This window comes from Actinomadura chokoriensis, from assembly GCF_039529475.1.
GTDB classification, from domain to species: Bacteria; Actinomycetota; Actinomycetes; order Streptosporangiales; family Streptosporangiaceae; genus Spirillospora; species Spirillospora bangladeshensis.
The window spans coordinates 85615-103765 of the sequence record NZ_BAAAMW010000020.1; the positions used below are offsets into that span (position 1 = coordinate 85615).

The 18151-nt window shown below is 70.5% G+C and carries 24 protein-coding genes; 12 read left to right on the forward strand and 12 right to left on the reverse strand.

Annotated features, from left to right (window positions below; genetic code table 11):
- Nucleotides 1-61: 61 nt before the first annotated feature.
- Entirely contained in the window at nucleotides 62-820 is a 759-nt protein-coding gene (locus tag ABFX46_RS32445) for an RNA polymerase sigma factor SigF (protein WP_026401215.1), read from the reverse strand.
- A gap of 68 nt (nucleotides 821-888) precedes the next feature.
- Entirely contained in the window at nucleotides 889-1317 is a 429-nt protein-coding gene (locus tag ABFX46_RS32450) for an ATP-binding protein (RefSeq protein ID WP_163062446.1), read from the reverse strand.
- 211 nt (nucleotides 1318-1528) lie between these two features.
- Between ABFX46_RS32450 and ABFX46_RS32455 the strand changes: the two genes are divergently transcribed.
- Complete coding sequence (locus ABFX46_RS32455; RefSeq protein WP_346047734.1) at nucleotides 1529-1999, forward strand: GNAT family N-acetyltransferase; 471 nt, start codon at nucleotides 1529-1531, stop codon at nucleotides 1997-1999.
- Nucleotides 2000-2049: 50 nt separating this feature from the next.
- Here the strand turns inward: ABFX46_RS32455 and sodN are convergent, their stop codons facing one another.
- Nucleotides 2050-2451, reverse strand: a complete 402-nt coding sequence (gene sodN, locus ABFX46_RS32460) for a superoxide dismutase, Ni (RefSeq protein ID WP_346047735.1) — start codon at nucleotides 2449-2451, stop codon at nucleotides 2050-2052.
- A gap of 184 nt (nucleotides 2452-2635) precedes the next feature.
- Here sodN and sodX point away from each other — a divergent pair, with 184 nt between their 5' ends.
- The 6 genes from sodX to ABFX46_RS32490 all read left to right on the forward strand — a co-directional run bounded on the left by sodX (nucleotide 2636) and on the right by ABFX46_RS32490 (nucleotide 7340).
- Nucleotides 2636-3046 carry a nickel-type superoxide dismutase maturation protease gene (sodX, locus tag ABFX46_RS32465; protein ID WP_346047736.1) on the forward strand — a complete coding sequence of 137 codons (411 nt, stop codon included), beginning with the start codon at nucleotides 2636-2638 and terminating at the stop codon, nucleotides 3044-3046.
- Nucleotides 3047-3130: 84 nt separating this feature from the next.
- Entirely contained in the window at nucleotides 3131-4027 is an 897-nt protein-coding gene (locus ABFX46_RS32470) for an ABC transporter ATP-binding protein (RefSeq protein WP_346047737.1), read from the forward strand.
- Nucleotides 4024-5043 (forward strand): ABC transporter permease subunit, encoded by a 1020-nt coding sequence (locus ABFX46_RS32475; RefSeq protein ID WP_346047738.1) that lies wholly within the window; start codon nucleotides 4024-4026, stop codon nucleotides 5041-5043. The genes ABFX46_RS32470 and ABFX46_RS32475 overlap by 4 nt, the downstream gene beginning before the upstream one ends.
- A gap of 7 nt (nucleotides 5044-5050) precedes the next feature.
- A complete protein-coding gene (locus ABFX46_RS32480) occupies nucleotides 5051-5557 on the forward strand; it encodes a hypothetical protein (protein ID WP_346047739.1) in 507 nt (168 codons plus the stop codon).
- Complete coding sequence (locus ABFX46_RS32485) at nucleotides 5554-6690, forward strand: sensor histidine kinase (RefSeq protein ID WP_346047740.1); 1137 nt, start codon at nucleotides 5554-5556, stop codon at nucleotides 6688-6690. The genes ABFX46_RS32480 and ABFX46_RS32485 overlap by 4 nt, the downstream gene beginning before the upstream one ends.
- A complete protein-coding gene (locus ABFX46_RS32490) occupies nucleotides 6687-7340 on the forward strand; it encodes a response regulator transcription factor (RefSeq protein ID WP_346047741.1) in 654 nt (217 codons plus the stop codon). Before ABFX46_RS32485 ends, ABFX46_RS32490 begins: the two co-directional genes overlap by 4 nt.
- A 14-nt stretch (nucleotides 7341-7354) precedes the next feature.
- Here the strand turns inward: ABFX46_RS32490 and ABFX46_RS32495 are convergent, their stop codons facing one another.
- Nucleotides 7355-7603, reverse strand: coding sequence for a DUF397 domain-containing protein (locus tag ABFX46_RS32495; protein WP_346047742.1), 249 nt, complete (start codon nucleotides 7601-7603; stop codon nucleotides 7355-7357).
- Complete coding sequence (locus ABFX46_RS32500; protein WP_346047743.1) at nucleotides 7600-8454, reverse strand: helix-turn-helix domain-containing protein; 855 nt, start codon at nucleotides 8452-8454, stop codon at nucleotides 7600-7602. Before ABFX46_RS32500 ends, ABFX46_RS32495 begins: the two co-directional genes overlap by 4 nt.
- 203 nt (nucleotides 8455-8657) lie before the next feature.
- On the opposite strand from ABFX46_RS32500, the gene ABFX46_RS32505 reads away from it, so the two are divergent.
- Nucleotides 8658-8948: a hypothetical protein gene (locus ABFX46_RS32505; RefSeq protein WP_346047744.1), complete on the forward strand. Its 291-nt coding sequence runs from the start codon at nucleotides 8658-8660 to the stop codon at nucleotides 8946-8948.
- Between the two features lie 63 nt (nucleotides 8949-9011).
- Here ABFX46_RS32505 and ABFX46_RS32510 read toward each other — a convergent pair whose 3' ends face one another.
- The 3 genes from ABFX46_RS32510 to ABFX46_RS32520 all read right to left on the reverse strand — a co-directional run bounded on the left by ABFX46_RS32510 (nucleotide 9012) and on the right by ABFX46_RS32520 (nucleotide 11546).
- Nucleotides 9012-9536 (reverse strand): GNAT family N-acetyltransferase, encoded by a 525-nt coding sequence (locus ABFX46_RS32510; protein ID WP_346047745.1) that lies wholly within the window; start codon nucleotides 9534-9536, stop codon nucleotides 9012-9014.
- A gap of 41 nt (nucleotides 9537-9577) precedes the next feature.
- Nucleotides 9578-10141: a CGNR zinc finger domain-containing protein gene (locus tag ABFX46_RS32515; protein WP_346047746.1), complete on the reverse strand. Its 564-nt coding sequence runs from the start codon at nucleotides 10139-10141 to the stop codon at nucleotides 9578-9580.
- 214 nt (nucleotides 10142-10355) lie between these two features.
- A complete protein-coding gene (locus tag ABFX46_RS32520; protein WP_346047747.1) occupies nucleotides 10356-11546 on the reverse strand; it encodes an NAD(P)-dependent malic enzyme in 1191 nt (396 codons plus the stop codon).
- Between the two features lie 359 nt (nucleotides 11547-11905).
- Between ABFX46_RS32520 and ABFX46_RS32525 the strand changes: the two genes are divergently transcribed.
- From ABFX46_RS32525 to ABFX46_RS32535, 3 genes are read left to right on the forward strand one after another with little or no spacing between them, the layout of a single operon-like run.
- Nucleotides 11906-12817 carry an ABC transporter substrate-binding protein gene (locus ABFX46_RS32525; protein WP_346047748.1) on the forward strand — a complete coding sequence of 304 codons (912 nt, stop codon included), beginning with the start codon at nucleotides 11906-11908 and terminating at the stop codon, nucleotides 12815-12817.
- Between the two features lie 4 nt (nucleotides 12818-12821).
- Complete coding sequence (locus ABFX46_RS32530; RefSeq protein ID WP_346047749.1) at nucleotides 12822-13745, forward strand: amino acid ABC transporter permease; 924 nt, start codon at nucleotides 12822-12824, stop codon at nucleotides 13743-13745.
- Complete coding sequence (locus ABFX46_RS32535) at nucleotides 13742-14563, forward strand: amino acid ABC transporter ATP-binding protein (RefSeq protein WP_428831333.1); 822 nt, start codon at nucleotides 13742-13744, stop codon at nucleotides 14561-14563. Before ABFX46_RS32530 ends, ABFX46_RS32535 begins: the two co-directional genes overlap by 4 nt.
- 13 nt (nucleotides 14564-14576) lie before the next feature.
- Here the strand turns inward: ABFX46_RS32535 and ABFX46_RS32540 are convergent, their stop codons facing one another.
- A complete protein-coding gene (locus tag ABFX46_RS32540) occupies nucleotides 14577-15140 on the reverse strand; it encodes a hypothetical protein (protein ID WP_346047751.1) in 564 nt (187 codons plus the stop codon).
- An 88-nt stretch (nucleotides 15141-15228) separates the two neighbouring features.
- Between ABFX46_RS32540 and ABFX46_RS32545 the strand changes: the two genes are divergently transcribed.
- Nucleotides 15229-16197: a zinc-binding dehydrogenase gene (locus tag ABFX46_RS32545; RefSeq protein ID WP_346047752.1), complete on the forward strand. Its 969-nt coding sequence runs from the start codon at nucleotides 15229-15231 to the stop codon at nucleotides 16195-16197.
- 31 nt (nucleotides 16198-16228) lie between these two features.
- Here ABFX46_RS32545 and ABFX46_RS32550 read toward each other — a convergent pair whose 3' ends face one another.
- From ABFX46_RS32550 to ABFX46_RS32560, 3 genes are read right to left on the reverse strand one after another with little or no spacing between them, the layout of a single operon-like run.
- Nucleotides 16229-16951, reverse strand: a complete 723-nt coding sequence (locus tag ABFX46_RS32550; protein WP_346047753.1) for a PadR family transcriptional regulator — start codon at nucleotides 16949-16951, stop codon at nucleotides 16229-16231.
- 3 nt (nucleotides 16952-16954) lie between these two features.
- Complete coding sequence (locus ABFX46_RS32555) at nucleotides 16955-17818, reverse strand: DUF4097 family beta strand repeat-containing protein (protein ID WP_346047754.1); 864 nt, start codon at nucleotides 17816-17818, stop codon at nucleotides 16955-16957.
- Nucleotides 17819-17878: 60 nt separating this feature from the next.
- The gene (locus ABFX46_RS32560) at nucleotides 17879-18058 is read right to left on the reverse strand and encodes a DUF6104 family protein (protein ID WP_138638061.1); all 180 of its coding nucleotides are present in this window, start codon (nucleotides 18056-18058) and stop codon (nucleotides 17879-17881) included.
- Between the last annotated feature and the right edge of the window lie 93 nt (nucleotides 18059-18151).

Sequence of the window (18151 nt, forward strand, 5' to 3'; positions counted from 1 at the left end):
CGGGAACCGGCCGCGAACACCGAAGGGCCCCAGGAGCGAACCCGGGGCCCTTCGCGCGTTCTCACTCGTCGGCGGTGAGGCCCTCGCGGAGCTGCGCCAGCGTGCGGGCGAGCAGCCGGGACACGTGCATCTGGGAGATGCCGAGCTCCGCGGCGATCTGCGACTGCGTCATGTTGCCGAAGAACCGCAGCAGCAGGATCTTCTTCTCGCGCGCGGGCAGCTTCTCCAGCAGCGGCTTGAGGGACTCGCGGTACTCGACGCCCTCCAGCGACTCGTCGACCATGCCGAGCGAGTCGGCGACCGCCGGGGCGTCCTCGTCACCGGAGTCGGGGGCGTCCAGGGACACGGTGGAGTAGGCGTTCGCCGACTCCAGGCCCTCCAGCACCTCCTCCTCGCTCATCTGCAGGTGCGCCGCCAGCTCGCTCACCGTCGGCGCGCGGCCCTCGCGCTGCGCGAGGTCGCTGATCGCCTTGGTCAGCGACAGCTTCAGCTCCTGCAGCCGGCGCGGGACGCGCACCGCCCAGCCCTTGTCGCGGAAGTGCCGCTTGATCTCGCCGACGATCGTGGGCGTCGCGTACGTGGAGAACTCCACGCCGCGCTCCAGGTCGAACCGGTCGATCGACTTGATCAGGCCGATGGTGGCGACCTGGATCAGGTCGTCCAGCCACTCGCCGCGGTTGCGGAAGCGGCGGGCGAGGTACTCCACCAGCGGCAGGTGCAGCTCGACGAGCTGGTCCCGGATGCGCTGGCGCTCCGGATCGCCCTCCGGAAGCTCGGCGAGGCGCTCGAACAGGGCACGCGCCCGGGCCCGGTCGGGCACCGCGGACTCCGACCGCTCGGTGCTCGCGCCCGCGACCGCGGTCGTCTCCTCCGTCGTCGTCTTCTCCGTCACGGGGCCCCCGCCGCGCCGCGCCGCTTCTGCAGCGTCACGGTGACCCGGTCGTCGGCGCCCACCTCGGCGTCCACCTCGCCCGCCAGGGACGACAGGACCGTCCAGGCGAAGGTGTCGCGGCTGGGCTCCTCCCCGTCCACGGTGAGCACCGACACGGAGATGCGCATGGCGTCCCCGGTCAGCTCGAACTCGCATGTCAGGTCGGTCCCGGGCAGGGCCTGGGACAGCAGCATCGCGCACGCCTCGTCCACGGCGATGCGCAGGTCCTCTATTTCGTCCAGCGTGAAGTCGAGCCTGGCCGCGAGTCCCGCGGTCGCCGTCCGCAGCACGGACAGGTAGGCGCTCGCGGCCGGCAGCTTCACCGTCACCACATCGCGGACGGACAACTTCGTACTGGCCGGCATTGCAGCGGTTTCCTCGGTCACGTCACTCCCTCGCAGGATGGTCCCGCTGCTTCGAAACTACCGCCTGCGGGGCCTGGTCGGAGACTCCGGCGCGCGTGGCTTTCTTACGAACGCGGCACCGACCTCAACCGACGCGTTCCAAACCTCCGGCGGGCGAGGTGTGAGTCACCCCCACGGCCCCTCCGGGCCCCCTCCGCACGCCCCATACGTCCCGTTCGCATACCCTTCCGGGGTGATTCGGTATGCGACCCCGGACGACGTCCCGGAGATCTTGCGGCTGATCCGCGAGCTGGCGGACTACGAGCGCGCCCTCCACGAGGTGAAGGCCACCGAGGACCAGCTGCGCGAGCGGCTCTTCGGCGACGACCCGAAGGTCTTCGCGCACGTCGTCGAGCACGAGGGACGGATCGTCGGCTTCGCCCTCTGGTTCCTGACGTTCTCCACGTGGAACGGCACGCACGGCATCTACCTGGAGGACCTGTTCGTCGAGCCGGACGTCCGCGGCCACGGCTACGGCAAGGCCCTGCTCACCGAGCTCACCCGCATCGCCGACGCCCGGGGCTACGAACGCGTCGAATGGGCCGTCCTCAACTGGAACGAACCGGCCATCGCGTTCTATGAGGCGCTGGGAGCCCGGCCGCAGGACGAGTGGACGACGTACCGCCTGACCGGCGACACCCTCGCCGAGGCCGCCCGCTCCTGAGACGGCAGAGGCCCGACCAGCCGCAGGTCGGGCCTCACCGTTCGTCCGAGTCAGGACTGCTTGGTCTCCCAGAAGATCTTGTCGATCTCGCTGATCTTGCCGAGCAGGTCATCGGCGACCTTGGGGTCCATGCTCCCCTTGGTGCCGGCGGCGCCGGCGAGCTTGGTGGCCTCGTTGAACAGCTGGTGCAGCTGCGGGTACTTCTCGAAGTGCGGCGGCTTGAAGTAGTCGGTCCAGAGCACCCACAGGTGATGCTTGACCAGCTCGGAGCGCTGCTCCTTGATCAGGATCGCCCGGGCGCGGAACTCCGGGTCCTCGTTGGCGGCGTACTTCTCGCAGATCGCCTTGACCGACTCGGCTTCGATCCGGGCCTGCGCCGGGTCGTAGACGCCGCACGGCAGGTCGCAGTGCGCGGACACCGTAGTCTTCGGGCGCAGAAGCTTGAGCAACACCTGCGAATCCCTTCCCTCGTTGCGGATCATGCTCAGGGCACCGACATTACCCTTGTGTCCCTGGGCACGTCCGGCCAGGGCGCTCGGTATTTCGGCCTAAGACCCGGGCCGCGCTCGGCCCGGAGCCCTTCGGGGAGTGTCATGACCGCCGTCCGCCGATGTATGCGGACGCACGAGGAGGAGCATGCGGATCCGCAGGCCGCGCCGTCCGGTGCTCTGGGGCCTCGCCGGCGCCGCCGTGCTCGCGGCGGCCGGGGCCCGGCGGCTGCGCACGGTCGAGGTGACCGGGGAGTCGATGCTGCCGGGCCTGCGTCCGGGCGACTGGCTGATCGTCCGCGCCGGGGCCCGTCCCCTGCCGGGGGCCGTCGTCGTCGCCGAGCATCCGCGGCGCCCCGGGCTCCTGATCGTCAAGCGCGCCTCGCACCGCACCGATGAGGGCTGGTGGCTGGAGAGCGACAACCAGCGCGCCCCCGGGCGCAGCGACAGCTGGGACTTCGGCGCCGTCCCGGACGCGCTCGTGACGGGACGCGTCCTGGCCCGCTACCGGCCTCTCCCACCGAAGCCCGTGCGGCGGTACCGGCGTGGACGGCGATGAACCGGCCGAAAGTACGACCGCTTCGGGGGCGCACCGTCCTTTAGGCCGGTGATCGGCGGCGGGGCCGTTGGCGACGATGCGGTCATGCCACATGAAGATCCGGTCCCGATGCTGCACGCCGAGGGGCTGACGAAACGGTATGGCCGCCGGCCGGCGGCGCTGAGCGGAGTCGACCTGCGCGTTCCGGCGGGACGCGTCGTGGGCCTGGTGGGGCCGAACGGGGCGGGGAAGTCGACGCTGCTGAACATGGCCTGCGGGCTGCTGGAGCCGTCGTCGGGGTCGCTGCGCGTGCTGGGGTCCCCGCCGGCCGCGAGCGCCGCGCACCTGGCCCGGGTCGGGTTCGTCGCGCAGAACACCCCCGTCTACCCGTCGTTCAGCGTGGCCGACCACCTGCGTCTGGGGGCGCGCCTGAACCCGTCCTGGGACCAGGGCATGGCCGAGCGGCGCATCGCCCGGGTCGGGCTCGACCCCGGCCAGAAGGCGGGACGGCTGTCGGGCGGCCAGCGCGCGCAACTGGCGCTGACGGTCGCCGCCGCCAAGCGTCCCGAACTGCTGGTCTTCGACGAGCCGGCCGCCGCGCTTGACCCGCTGGCGCGCCGGGGCTTCCTGGCGAGCCTGATGGAGTTCGTCGCCGAACTCGGCGCCGGTGCCGTGCTGTCGTCGCACCTGCTCGGCGACATCGAGCAGGTCTGCGACTACCTCATCGTGCTGTGCGACGCGCGCATCCAGGTCGCCGGGGACGTCCGCGACCTGCTGGCCCGCCACTACCGGGTGACCGGCGATCTCGGCCGGCCGCCCGCGGGCGCCGAGGTCGTCCGGGCCGGGCAGGGTGGGGCCATCGTGCGCACGGCCCTGCCGCCATCGGAGATTCCGGCGCAGGCCGGGCCGGTCACTCTCGAAGAGCTGGTGCTCGCGTACATGTCGCGGGCGGACGCGCCCGTCGCCCGGGTCGGCGCCGTGGCCGGGGAGGACGCGCGATGATCTGGCTGAACTGGCGGCAGTTCCGCCTCCACGCGCTCGTCGCGGCCATCGGGCTCGTCCTGATCGCGGCCTACCTGCTGTACCTCGGCATGGACATCCGGGACGCGCACGACGTCTACCGGTCGCGGTGCGCCGACCCCGACGCGTGCGCCCAGGCCGAAAGCCAGTTCCAGGGCGCCTACCGGAGCACGCTGCTGTTCATGGCCGCCGGTCTGGGGCTGATCCCCGTCGTCCTCGGCGCGTTCTGGGGCGCGCCGCTGATCGCCCGGGAACTGGAACTCGGCACCCATCGGCTGGTGTGGAGCCAGAGCGTGACCCGCCGCCGATGGCTGATCGCCAGGATGGCGTTCACCGCCCTGGCCGCGATGACCGTCACGGGCCTGGCCGCTCTAATGCTCACCTGGGCGGCCGCCCCGTACGACCAGGTCGCCTCCGACCGGTTCGGGGCGATCGAGTTCGGCGCCCGCAACATCGCCCCGATCGGCTACGCATTCCTCGCCTTCACCCTCGGCACCACGATCGGGCTCCTCGTCCGCCGGACGCTCCCGGCGATGGCCATCACGGGCGTGGTCTTCCTCGCCGTCCAGTTCACGGTGCCGAACATGGTGCGTCCGCACCTCCTGCCGGCGGAGAAGGCGACGCTGCCGATGACCGCCCAGGCGATCAACGGGGCCAAGAACCTCGGCAGCATCACCGGCACCCCGGTCATCGGCGGCCTGCGGGTACCCGGTGCACCCGACGCGTGGGTCAGCGACACCAGCCCGATGCGCACCGCCGACGGGCGGACGCTCAGCGAGGAGAAGTTCGGCGCCTGTCTCGACACCCCGTCCAAGACCGGCGCCGGCGGGACGTTCGGTGACGCCGCGGTGTGCCTGTCCGCGCTCGACCTGCACGTCGACATCGAGTACCAGCCCGGCGGCCGCTACTGGTACTTCCAACTGGCCGAGACGGGTCTCTACCTGCTGACCGGCGTGCTCCTGAGCGCCGTCGCCCTGCGCCGCATCAGGCGGGTGTGAGGACCTCATGGAGAACAACCGAGGAAATGCCGTACTGCTCAACACAGGGTTGGGGCTAGTCTTCGCCCTGGGCATCGCCTTCACGGCGTTCATGCTCGCCGCCAGTTGGGGCGGCGCCTCCTGGGTCTTCACCACAGCCGTCGCGGTGGTGGTCTGCGGGCTGGCACTGCTGCGAGGGCACGGGAGGGTGTGGCTCACGGCGGCGGGCCTGGCCGTGGCGGCAGGAGCCGTGGGCGTCTCCCTGGCGACGGAACTGCCACAGGAACCCGCACCCATGACGGCCCTGGGCCTCGCTGTCCTCATCGGCTCCGCCCTCAGAGCCCTACCGGCGCCATCGGCCGTCTGCGTCGCCGTGGGCGGCGTCATCGTGATCGGGCTCGCGTGGTTCTCCGGCCCGTCCGCCGTGACGCTGCTCGCCACGATCTTGCTGGCCTGTGGGCTCGCCGGTGGGCTGCTGCTGCGCGTGCTCGCGCCCGTCCGGCCGTCCGGCGCGCCGATAGCCTGGGGGACATGACCGTTCCGGCGGGATGGGTCCGGGGCGTCTCCGCGACCGGGCTCGGCGCCGCGTTCCTCACGGCGATCACCGTGCAGGCCGCCGCCATCGCGCAGAGCTGGGGAAGCTGGTACTGGGCGCCGGGCTGCGCCCTCGCGGCGGCGGTGTGCCTCGCGGCCTTGATCGGGCTGCGGCGCCCGCTCTGGCCGGCGGTCGCGGGGCTCGTCCTCGCGGCGGCGGCCATCGCGACCACCCGGCTGAGCGGCTCCGACCTCCCCGCCGAACCCAGCCCGGCGACGGCCCTGGGGCTGGCGGTGCTGACCGCCTCGGCCCTCCGAACCCTCCCGGTGGCCCCGGCCGCCGCCATCGCGGGCGCCGGACCGGTGCTGATCATCGCCGGTCAGCTGGCCGCCCGGCCGCCGTTGTCGGAGCTCGCGGCGGTGACGGTGCTGGACGGCCCGATCTGGCTGGCCGCCGTCGGCATCGGGCTATCGCTGCGGATACTGGACGCGCGGTCGCGCGCGACCGCAGAGCAGGTCCGGCGTGAGGAGCGCTTGGAGTTGGCCCGGGAACTGCACGACGTCGTGGCGCACCACATCACGGGCATGGTGCTCCAGGCGCAGGGCGCCCAGGTGGTCGCGCGGCGCCACCCGGAGCAGGTGGGCGAGTACCTCAGCGAGATGGAGGCCGCGGGCACCGACGCCCTGGCCGCGATGCGGCGGGTGGTCGGCCTGCTGCGCGACACCGACGACGCGGCACCGGCGTCCCCCGGGCCGGAGGGCCTCGGCGCACTCATCGAGCGCTTCGGCCGCCAGGGTCCGGAGGTCACGTTGACCATGCCGGACGAGAACGAATGGCCGCCGGAGGTGACCACCACCGTGTACCGCGTCGCGCAAGAGGCATTGACGAACGTCCTGCGGCACGCCCCCAAGGCCCGATCGGTCACGGTCACCGTCGACCAGGGCACACAGGGCGTGACCATCGAGGTCGCCGACGACGCCCCGCCGCCCGTGGCCCGGCACCCCCATCGCGGCTACGGCCTCATCGGCATGCGCGAACGCGTCGAGTCGCTCGGCGGCTCACTCCAGGCAGGGCCGCGCCCCGGCAGCGGCTGGTCCGTGCGCGCGACGCTGCCCACGGGGGAGCCCGGGTGACGATCTCGGTTCTGCTCGCCGACGACCAGGCGATGGTCCGCCGAGGGCTGAGGCTGATCCTGGAGGACCAGCCCGACATCACGGTCATCGGGGAGGCGTCGGACGGTGCCGAGGCGGTCGCCCTGGCGCGCAGGCTGCGTCCGGACGTGTGCCTGGTCGACATCAGGATGCCGAAGCTCGACGGCATCGAAGTGACCCGCGCCCTGGCAGGCCCGAAGACGACCGACCCGATGCGTGTCGTCGTGGTCACCACGTTCGACCTTGACGAGTACGTCTACGGGGCGCTGCGCGGCGGCGCCGCAGGCTTCATCCTCAAGGACGCAGGGCCGGCGCTTCTGGTGGAGGCGGTCCGCGCCGCCCACAACGGCGAAGCGCTGGTATCCCCCTCCGTGACCGTCCGCCTCCTGCAGCACTTGACGGCCGCCTCGGCGCCACCACGCACCGTCCAACCGCCCCTGTCGGACCGCGAACTGGAAGTCGTCCGCGCCCTCGCCCGCGGCCGCACCAACCAGGAGATCGCCGCTGAGCTGTTCATCTCCCTCAGCACCGTCAAGAGCCACCTGTCCGGCATCCAGACCAAACTAGGAGTGCGCAACCGCGTCGGCATCGTCACCTGGGCATGGGAGAACCGCCTGGTGGACCCGTCCTGACCCACCAAACGGCGCTAGACGAAGAAGTCGAATTCGTTGTTGCGGACGCCGGCGAGGAAGGCTTCCCACTCGGCGCGGGTGTAGACGATGACTTCCGCGTCGGGCCGGTGGCTGTGCCGGACGGCGACGCGGTCGGTCCCGTCCGCCAGCGGCCCTGCTTCGACGCAGTTACCGCCGTTGTCGGGGCTGAAGCTGCTGATGTGCCAGGCGACCTCGCTGCGCTGCTGTGATGTGAGAGCGTCGTCGGAATCTGGCTGGCTCACTTCCATTCCTCCGCAATCTTCGAGATCAGAGCGGTGGACTCGGTCGGTCCAAGCGCCAAACGTTCATGTTCAACATACGCCTGGGCGAAGCGATCGCTTTGGGGAGGTTCGGCATAGACGGCGCCCGCCATTGTCTCGGTATATGCGACCTCTGGGAAGGGTTCGGGCAGCTTGAAGATCGTGAAGGTTCCGTAGGTGCTGGCCGGAGTGCCCGCTCGGAACGGAAGAACACGGATGTCCACGGTGGGCCTGGTCGTGCATTGGACGAGGTGCTGGAGTTGTGCAGCCATGATCCTGGCGTCGCCGATCTGGCGTCGGAGGACGGCTTCATCTAGGACGACGGTGATTTGAGTCGCGTCATCGCCTTCCAGGACCGTCTGGCGATGCATTCGGAGTTCGTGCCAACGGGCGATTTGGTCGTGCGTGGCGTCAGCGTCGTTGGCGCGGATCACTGATTTCGCGTACTCCGGGGTCTGGAGCAGGCCGGGGACGACGATGGCGGCGAAGGAGCGGATGAGGTCGGCTCGTGACTCCAACCAGGCGTAGTCGATCAAAGAGCCGACGACGTCGGCGGCGTAGCCGTCCCACCAGCCCTTCTGCCAGACGTCCTGGCTGAGCGTCATGAGTGCGTCGCGTCGCTGCCGGTCCGAGACGCCGTACAGGTCCAGCAGGGCCATCAGGTCGGGACGGCGGATCGGGTAGAAGCCCGACTCGAACCGGCTGACGGTTCCCGGATCCCGTTGGAGGTACTCGGCGACCTCTTTGAGCATCAGGCCGCTGTCGTCCCGCAACTCGCGCAGTTGCTGTCCGAGCCACTGGGAGCGCAGTGTCGCCCGCTGCCGTTCGGCCATGTCGGACTCCCTTCCTCGCCCTGGGACACGTTCCCGCAAGAATCTTGGTGAACAACTTGTTCGTCTTCGGATCGGGTGCGAGTATGCAAACTGTAGACCATGCGTCACAGTCTGTGGTCGCGATCGAGCAAAGAGCGGGCCGGGACGGGTCATCGCGTGGAGGCGGAGCCGTCCCGGCCCGGGGCTCGGAAGGGAGTATCCGGATGGATGACGTCCACGAATCCGAACTAACGCCTGTCTACCACGCGGAGGTGGCGGAGTGGGCCGTCGCGCTCGGGGGCGGGGTGGCGCCCCGGCTGTTCGCGCTGGTGCGCGACGAGTCCGGTGAGGACGAGGCGGTCGTGGAGGAGATCCTGGCCTACGGGATCGCCTTGCCGGACGGTTCCGCCGCCACCGTGCCGCTGAGCGGACGGGGGTTCGGGCGATGGCTCACCCCGGAGAGCGCGTCACGGCGGTCGGCCGCGGAACTGGTCTGGTTGTCGCCAGTGGAGTGAGGAGACGAGCAGACCCCGGAACCTCGCGGGTTCCGGGGTCGGTCTTCGTCTGGGGGACGATGGCTATCGGGACAGGGCCGCATAGAGCAGGCGGTCGTGCCACCGGCCCCGCAGGTACAGGTGGTCGCGGAGATGGCCCTCGCGCCGCATGCCGATCTTGGCCAGGACGCGGGCCGACGCCGTATTGCGCGGGTCGCAGGTGGCCGTGATCTTGTGCAGGCCCAGCTCTTCGAAGCCGAAGTCGAGCAACGCGGCGGCGGCTTCGCCGGCGTACCCGCGTCCCCACCACTGGCGGTGCAGGACGTAGCCTATCTCTGCGCGCCGGTGGGACGTGCTGGTGACCTGGAGTTCGACCGATCCGATGAGCGTGCCGTGCTCCAGTTCGGCCACGGCGAGCCCGAACCGGTGCCGGGGGAGGGCGGCGGCGTCCTGGACGACCTCGGTCATGAACGCGGTGGTGTCCACCGTGCTGTTGGGTCCCCAGTCGGTGTAGCGGGTCACCTCGGCGTCGCCGGCGAAGGCGTGGACGGCCGCGTGGTCACCGGTGCGGAACTCGCGTAGCAGCAGCCGCGGGGTTCTCAACTCCATGACCTGCAGAGTGCCACGCGGCGCCCCCAGGACGGTGCCCGTCAGCGGCTCGGGTCGGGGGTGGGGACGGTTATCCGGGGGGTGTTCGGGTGGCAGGCGGCGGTCACGCTCGGACGGCCCGCGCAGCGGTCGGAGCAGTGGCGGCGGGAGCGGTTCGCGGTCGTGTCGAAGAAGACCCGCTCGCAGCCGTCCGCGCGGCAGGTGCCGAGGCGGTCCAGGCCGTGCGAGGCGATCTTCGCGGCGAGGCCCATCGCGGCGCGGGCCGCGTAGCGGTCGGTGATCGAACCGGCCTCGTTGAAGTGCAGGTGCCAGCCCTTGCCGTCGTGCCGGGTGAGGTTCGGGTGCACCGGATGGTGGATGAGCAGCGTGTTGAGGCGGTCGGCGGCGCCGTCCTCGTCGCCGCCCGCCGCCGCGGCGAAGATGGCGCGCAGTTGCGCGCGCAGTTCGCGCATGGCGTCGAGGTCGCGGTGCGCGGTGCGTCCGCCGAAGTGCGGCCGGTTCGCGAGCAGGGCCCGCAGCCCGTCGAGATCGCGCAGGTCGTCCCCGTCGGGGCGGCGGGTGTTCACGAGATCGATCGCCAGGTCTGCGTACGAGGCCAGATTCACTGTCGCTCCCGACGGACTCGACCGGATCGGACGAATTGCCAGGGTCTATTCCCCTGTGGCGAGGATTACACGCATTTCAGGGAGAATCTGCGGCCCAGTTCCCTATGGCGGTAGGAAATTCTTCGGGATTCGGGTCGCCGGGGGCCGGATTTATGGACCAATCGAACGGCCCGCGCCCCCGCGATGGGGGCACGGGCCGTCCGGAGGCGGCGGGTCAGACGCGGTTGACGCCCTCGCGGCGGGCCTGGTCGGCGACCGCGGCGGTGACGGCCGGGGCGACCCGGTCGTCGAACGGGTTCGGGATGATGTAGTCGGCGGTCAGGTCGTCGCCGACGATGTCGGCCAGCGCGTTCGCGGCGGCCAGCTTCATGCCCTCGGTGATGGTGTGCGCCCGGACGTCCAGCGCGCCGCGGAAGATGCCCGGGAACGCCAGCACGTTGTTGATCTGGTTCGGGAAGTCGCTGCGGCCGGTCGCGACGACCTTGGCGTGGCGGCGCGCGACCTCCGGGTGGACCTCGGGGGTCGGGTTGGAGAGGGCGAAGACGATCGCGTTCTCCGACATGGTGGCGACGCAGGACTCGTGGACGGTGCTGCCGGACAGGCCGATGAACACGTCCGCGCCGCGCAGCGCCTCCTCGGTGGAGCCCTTCAGGTGCGACCGGTTGGTGATCGCGGCGATGCGCTCCTTGACCGGGTTCAGCCCGTCGCGGCCCTCGTGGATGAGGCCCTTGCTGTCCGACAGCGCTATGTCGCCGATGCCGCCCTCGATCAACATTCTGGAGACGGCGATGCCGGACGCGCCGGCGCCGGCGACGACCGCGCGCAGCTCGGAGAGGGGCTTGCCGACGAAGCGGGCCGCGTTCTTCAGCGCGGCGAGCGCGACGATCGCGGTGCCGTGCTGGTCGTCGTGGAAGACGGGGATGTCGAGCGCGGCGCGCAGCCGGTCCTCGATCTCGAAGCAGCGGGGGGCGCTGATGTCCTCCAGGTTGATGCCGCCGAAGCTCGGTGCCATCCGGATCACCGTGTCGACGATCTCGTCCACGCCCGTGCAGCTCAGCGCGATCGGCACCGAGTCGACGTCGGCGAACTCCTTGAACAGCAGGGACTTGCCCTCCATGACCGGCATGGACGCGGCGGGACCGATGTCGCCGAGGCCGAGCACGGCGGTGCCGTCGGTGACGACCGCGACGACCTTGGACGTCCAGGTGTAGTCGTAGGCCAGCTCGGGGTTGTCGGCGATGGCGGTGCACACGCGGGCGACACCCGGGGTGTAGGCCAGCGAGAGGTCGTCCTTGTTGCGGACCGGGATGGTCGATCGCATCTCCAGCTTGCCGCCGCGGTGCAGCGGGAAGGCCGGATCGTCTTCGAGTGAGAGCGGTTCGGTGGTAATGGGCTCAGCAGCCACAGCGACCCCTGTCAGTGAAAGTTGGCTTTCTTGCGATGCCGCCGCGGTGGTGGTGGCGTGGTGGCCGGACACCTGGTGGTCATCTCGCGACGTACGGGGGTCACCCGTTGTCCGATTGTGCCACACGGGGTCCGGGCTCCCCGGTGGCCGGGGTGGGTGTTGACCGTCACGTGACGGTCGCCACATGTAGCGGTCCGGTAGCACACGGTGCGTAACGGGGAGGTCGGCGCGCCGTTCCGGCGCTACCTCGTTGCGTGATTGTTTCGGACCCTTTATCCAGATCAGGGAGGTTGTGCGCCAAACTGTGCACCTGACCTTCGGATCTACGTGATCCGACGCAACCATCTGGAGGGGGACCAGTGACCACCGGTTCTCTGCGCCGCCGCCTCGTCGCGGCGAGCGCTCTCGTGCTGACCGGCGCCCTCGCCCTGTCCGCATGCGGTGACAGCGACGACTCTGGCGACTCGAACGGCACCGCCTCGAACACGAGCGTGGACAGCAAGCTCGCGGCCATGGTCCCGGACGCGATCAAGAGCGACGGCAAGATCTCGATCGGCACCGACGCGTCCTACCCGCCCAACGAGTCCGTCGACCCCGCGTCGCAGAAGATCGTCGGCTGGGACGTCGACCTGTTCACGGCGGTGGCGGGCAAGCTGGGCCTGAAGACCGAGTTCCAGAACGCCGGTTTCGACACGATCATCCCGGGCGTCCAGTCCGGCAAGTACGAGATCGGTGTCTCGTCCTTCACCGACAACAAGGAGCGGGAGAAGGCGGTCGACTTCGTCACCTACTACTCCGCCGGGACGTCGTGGGCCGCGCTCAAGGGCAACCCCGACGGCGTCACCCCCGACAACGCCTGCGGCAAGAGCATCGGCGTCCAGCACGGCACCGTCCAGGTCCAGGACCTGGAGGCGCGGAGCAAGAAGTGCACCGACGCGGGCAAGCCGGCCATCAAGACCGTCGTCCGCAACCAGCAGACCGAGGTCACCAACGACCTGGTGGCGGGCAAGGTGCAGGCGATGGCGGCCGACTCGCCGATCGCCGGCTACGCGGTGAAGCAGACCGGCGGCAAGCTGGAGCTCATCGGCGAGGTGTACGACACCGCTCCGTACGGCTTCATCTTCAAGAAGGAGAACGGCCAGTTCAAGGAGGCCGTGCAGGGTGCGCTCAAGGCGCTGATCACCGACGGCACCTACAAGCAGATCCTGGAGAAGTACGGCGTGGAGAGCGGCGCGATCACCGATCCGGCGATCAACGCTGCGCAGAGCTGATCGAATGACGGTCGACACCGACGTCGAAGGGGGACGGCCCGAAACGATCAAGGCCGTCCCCGTGCGGCACCCGGGCCGCTGGGTGGCCGCCGCCGTCATCGCGGTGCTCGCCGCGATGTTCGTCCACTTCCTGCTGACCAGCAAGTCTTTGGAATGGTCGGAGCAGTGGAAGTACCTGTTCTCCAAGCCGGTGCTGATGGGCGTCCGGAACACCATCTGGCTCACCGTGGTCGCGATGGCCGGCGGTGTGCTGCTCGGAATCGTCCTCTCGCTGATGCGGCTGTCCGCGAACCCGCTGCTGAGCGGGGCCGCCTGGCTCTACCTCTGGTTCTTCCGCGGTACGCCGCTCTACACGCAGCTCCTCATCTGGGGCGCGATCGGCTCGCTGTTCCCCACGGTCGGGATCGGGATCCCGTTCGGACCCGAGTTCCACACCTGGCAGACGCAGACGCTGATCAACGCCGCGAGCGCCGCGGCGCTGGGGCTGACGCTCAACGAGGCCGCCTACATGGCGGAGATCATCCGGGCCGGGATCCTCTCGGTGGACGAGGGCCAGCAGGAGGCGTCCAGCGCCCTCGGCATGTCCCGCACGCAGACCATGCGCCGGATCGTGCTGCCGCAGGCGATGCGCGTGATCGTCCCCCCGACGGGGAACGAGGCGCTCTCGACACTGAAGAACACCTCGCTGGTCGTCGCCATCCCCTACGCGGAGCTGACGCGCACGCAGGAGACGATCTCCGCCGTCACGTACAAGGTCATCCCGATGCTGGTGATGGCCTGCCTCTGGTACCTGGCGCTCTCCTCGATCATGATGGTCGGCCAGCACTACCTGGAGCGCCACTACAGCAAGGGCGTCCGCGGCAGCAACGGCGAGGAGTCCGAGGCCCGGCAGTGGCTTCGCCTCCGCACCAGGGGCGGCGGGCAATGAGCGGAGGTGAGGGGACCGTGAGCGGCGTGCCCACCGGTGAGACCGCGGCCGAGGCCGCCGGCCTGGTCGTCAAGGCCGAGCGGGTGCACAAGTCGTTCGGGCGGCTGGAGGTGCTGAAGGGCATCGACCTGGAGGTCAAGCCCGGCGAGGTAATGTGCGTCGTCGGACCGTCCGGGTCGGGCAAGTCCACGTTCCTGCGCTGCATGAACCACCTGGAGAAGATCAACGCGGGCCGGCTGTGGGTGAACGGCCACCTGGTCGGCTACCGGCAGTCGGGCGGCAAGCTCTACGAGCTGCGCGACCGGGAGGTCGCCGCGCAGCGTCGTGATATCGGCATGGTGTTCCAGCGCTTCAACCTCTTCCCTCACAAGACGGCGCTGGAGAACGTCATGGGGGCGCCGGTGTGGGTCAAGAAGCTGCCGAAGGACCAGGTCAAGCAGCAGGCCCTCACGCTGCTGGAACGCGTCGGGCTCGCCGAGAAGGCGCAGAGCTACCCGTCGCAGCTGTCGGGCGGGCAGCAGCAGCGGGTGGCGATCGCGCGGGCGCTCGCCATGGAGCCGGCGCTCATGCTGTTCGACGAGCCCACGTCCGCGCTCGACCCCGAGCTCGTCGGCGAGGTGCTCGAGGTCATGAAGCAACTCGCCCTCGACGGCATGACCATGGTCGTGGTCACCCATGAGATGGGCTTCGCCCGCGAGGTCGGCGACTCGCTCGTCTTCATGGACGGCGGCGTCGTGGTCGAGGAGGGCACCCCGCGCGAGGTCCTGACGAACCCGAAGCACCCCCGCACCCAGGACTTCCTCTCCAAGGTCCTGTAACGCGCGATCCGGCTCAGCGGCCCGCGAAGAAGGAGATCGTTTCGCGGGTCGCGGGGCCGCTCTCGGGGCGGACGACCAGCGGGACGTGCTGCCGGCGCGGCACGAACAGGTATCCGGGGAACACGGTGTCGTGGTCGGGGCAGGCGCTGAACGTGATCGCGTGGTCGGCCTCCGCCGGGGTGCGGGCGTCCTGCACGGCGTCGCTGTAGAGCAGGCCCGCGGCGTCGTGGTACTCCGCCGGGATCGAGAGCGTGGCCGTCTTCCCGGCGCGCAGGACGACGCCGACCTTGTACCGGCCGTCGCGCCCCTGGCCGATCGGGTCGGCGTCCGCCCAGGTGCGGAGGCCGCTGATGATGAGCGGTTCCACGATGAGATCGCCGGGGCCGGTCTTGACGGGGCCGTCGCGTTCTTCCGGGAACGAGGCGTTGCGGTTCGCGCAGTCCATGATCCGCGGGTTGGCGAGACCGGCCGGCGTTGCGGCGGGACGTGCGGGGCCGGCCGCCTTCTCCGGGCCGTCCGTTGTCGTGCAGGACGACGTGAGCATCAGCCCGGCGAGGAGGAGCGCTCGGATCCGCATGGGTGCATTGTCGCGGAGCGACCGCGCGGCCGGAAGGGACCGGCCCCCACCGGCCGTCCGGACCCCGGAGACGGTTAGTGTCGGGGGCATGCTCGCTGTCACAGCCACACAGATCGACGCAGACAATCCGCTGAACGGGCTGACGGTGGGGGAGCGGCCCGACCCCGAGGCACCGGACGGCTGGACGACCGTCACGGTGAAGGCCACCGCGCTCAACCACCACGACCTGTGGTCGCTGAAGGGCGTCGGCCTCCCCGCCGAGAGGCTCCCGATGATCCTCGGCTGCGACGCGGCCGGGGTCGACGAGGACGGCAACGAGGTCATCGTCCACGCGGTGATCGGCGACCCGGAGCGGGGCGGCGGCGACGAGACCCTCGACCCGAAGCGGTCGCTGCTGTCGGAGGTCCACCCGGGGACGCTCGCGGAGAAGGTCGCGGTGCCGCGCCGCAACCTCGTCCCGAAGCCCGCCGAGCTGTCGTTCGAGGAGGCGGCCTGCCTGCCGACGGCGTGGCTCACCGCCTACCGGATGCTGTTCGACAAGGCCGGGCTGCAGCCCGGGTCGTCGGTGCTGGTGCAGGGCGCCGGGGGCGGCGTGGCGACGGCCGCGATCGCGCTGGCGTCGGCCGCCGGGTTCCGCGTCTATGCGACGAGCCGGAGCGAGGCCAAGCGCAAGAAGGCCCGGGAGCTCGGGGCGGACGCGGTGTTCGAGACGGGCGCGCGGCTGCCCGAGCGGGTCGACGCCGTCATCGAGACCGTCGGCCAGGCGACCTGGTCGCACTCGCTGAAGTCGCTGCGGCCGGGCGGGCGGATCGTGGTGTCCGGCGCCACCAGCGGCCAGGTGCCGCCCGCCGAGCTGAACCGGGTGTTCTTCCTCCAGCTGTCGGTGGTCGGCTCCACGATGGGGACGCGGGCGCAGCTGGAGCGGCTCGCCCGGTTCCTGGTCAAGACCGGCACCCGGCCGCAGATCGACCGGACGCTGCCGCTGAGCGAGGCCCGCGCGGGGTTCGCCGCGATGGCCGAGGGCGACATCTTCGGGAAGATCGTCTTCACGCCGTGAGCCGGCGGGGCCGTGGCCGGGACGCCCCCGGTCACGGCTCCTTGCGGAAGACCTCCTTCTTCAGGCGCTCCCGGGTCTCGTCCAGCAGCGCCTGCGCGGCGGCGAGGCCGTCGTCGTCCAGCCGGGCCTTCTTCGCCGACTTGCGGACGTCCTCGACGAACGTGCGGAGCAGGCGCTCCAGCTTGAGGCGCGCGACGTCGTCGCGGGTGCCGGTCGCCGTCTTCCACGCGTCGTCCCAGTTCTGCCGCCACTCCTCCTTCCACGCCTGCTTCTGGTCGCGCCAGTACTCCTTCTGCCGCTTCCACTCGTCCTTCTGGCGCTCGGTGGTCTCCTTCCACGCCTCCTTGGACGTGGCCTTGCCCTGGTCGCGCATCGTCCGGGCGGCCTGGGTCAGCTCCTCGCGCAGCGTCCGGACGGTCTGCCGCACGTCCTCCTGCACGCCGCGCGCGAACTCCTGCGCCGAGGCGGAGATCTCCTCCTCCAGGTCGGCGAGCTCGTCCATCCGGCGCTCCAGCTCCTCGCGGCCCTTGTCGGTCAGCGAGTACACCTTCTTGCCCTTGACCACCTCGTGCGTGACCAGCCCCTCGGACTCCAGCCGGGCGAGCCGCGGGTAGATCGTGCCGGGGGAGGGCGAGTAGACCCCGAGGAACCGGTCCTGCAGCAGCCGGATCACCTCGTAGCCGTGCCGCGGGCTCTCCTCCAGCAGCTTCAGCAGGTACAGCCGCAGCCGCCCATGCCCGAAAACGGGGCTCACGTCTCACTTCTCCATTCGGGGGCCGGTGTCGGTGGTGATCTCGGGGGCGTCGTCGTCGCGACCGAGGAGGGTGATCGCGCCGGAGACGGTGTTGACGGTCAGCCGGCCGCCGCCGTCGCCGAGCTTGCCGGTGACGCTCTGCGCGATGGTGCGGTCCTGGCGGCCGAGTTCGGGGAAGGACGTCTCGATGCGGCCGGCGGCGGAGCTGAGCGAGACCTGCGCGTCGGCCGACTCCGGAACGCGCAACGCGACCTCGCCCGACACCGTGTTGACGTCCACGGCGGCGTCGCCGGACAGGTCGACGTCGGCCGCGATGCGGCCGCTGACCGTGCGGGCCCCGAGGCGGTCGATGGACGCGCCCGCGAGGGCGAGGTCGCCCGAGACGGAGGTGAACGACACCGTCCCGTCCAGGCCCTGCGCCTCGATCGCGCCGGACACGGTGTTGGCGTCGATCGCGCCCGCGACGCCGTCCAGCGTCACGTTACCGGTCGCGCTCTTGATGGACGTGCGGGTCGTCATGCCGGTCACGACCGCGTCCGCCGACACGAGGGTCAGCGAGACCGGGCAGTCGTGCGGGACGGTCACCGTGACCGCCGTGCGGACGTTGTGGGTGCGCAGCCAGCTCAGCACGCCCTCCCACAGCTTCTCGTGCGTGACCGTCAGCATGCCGGCCTCGTGCGTGACCGTCACCGGCGGGCCCTGGACGTCGCCGACCATGATGGACGGCCGCTCGTCGGAGGCGAGCACCGAGACGCTGCCCGCGATCACCGTGACCCGCAGCGCGACCACGCCGTCGAAGTCCAGGGAGGTCGGTTCCTCGATCGTCCAGCGCGACATCGCGATGTGCCCTTCGTCCGGCTCCGCCATCACTAGACACGATATGTCGCGTCCCCGGAAAGTCAAGACATGTCGTGTTAGCGGGCGGAGTTAGTCGTCGTCATCGTCGTCCAGCCGGGCCAGCCAGGTGGCGAGGCGGTCGACGGGGGTCTCGAACTCGGGGTTCAGGTCCACGAACTCGCGGAGCCGCTCGGCCAGCCACGTCAGGCTGACCTCCTCCGCGCCGCGCCGGTCCGTCAGCTCCTCGATGCCCCGATCGGTGAAGTACATGTACGGGCGTCTTCCTTCTCGCTCATGGCGTCGGACGCCGAGGGCCCCGGCGCGACGCACCGGAGCCCTCGGGTCTCGTCGATTCCTTACGCC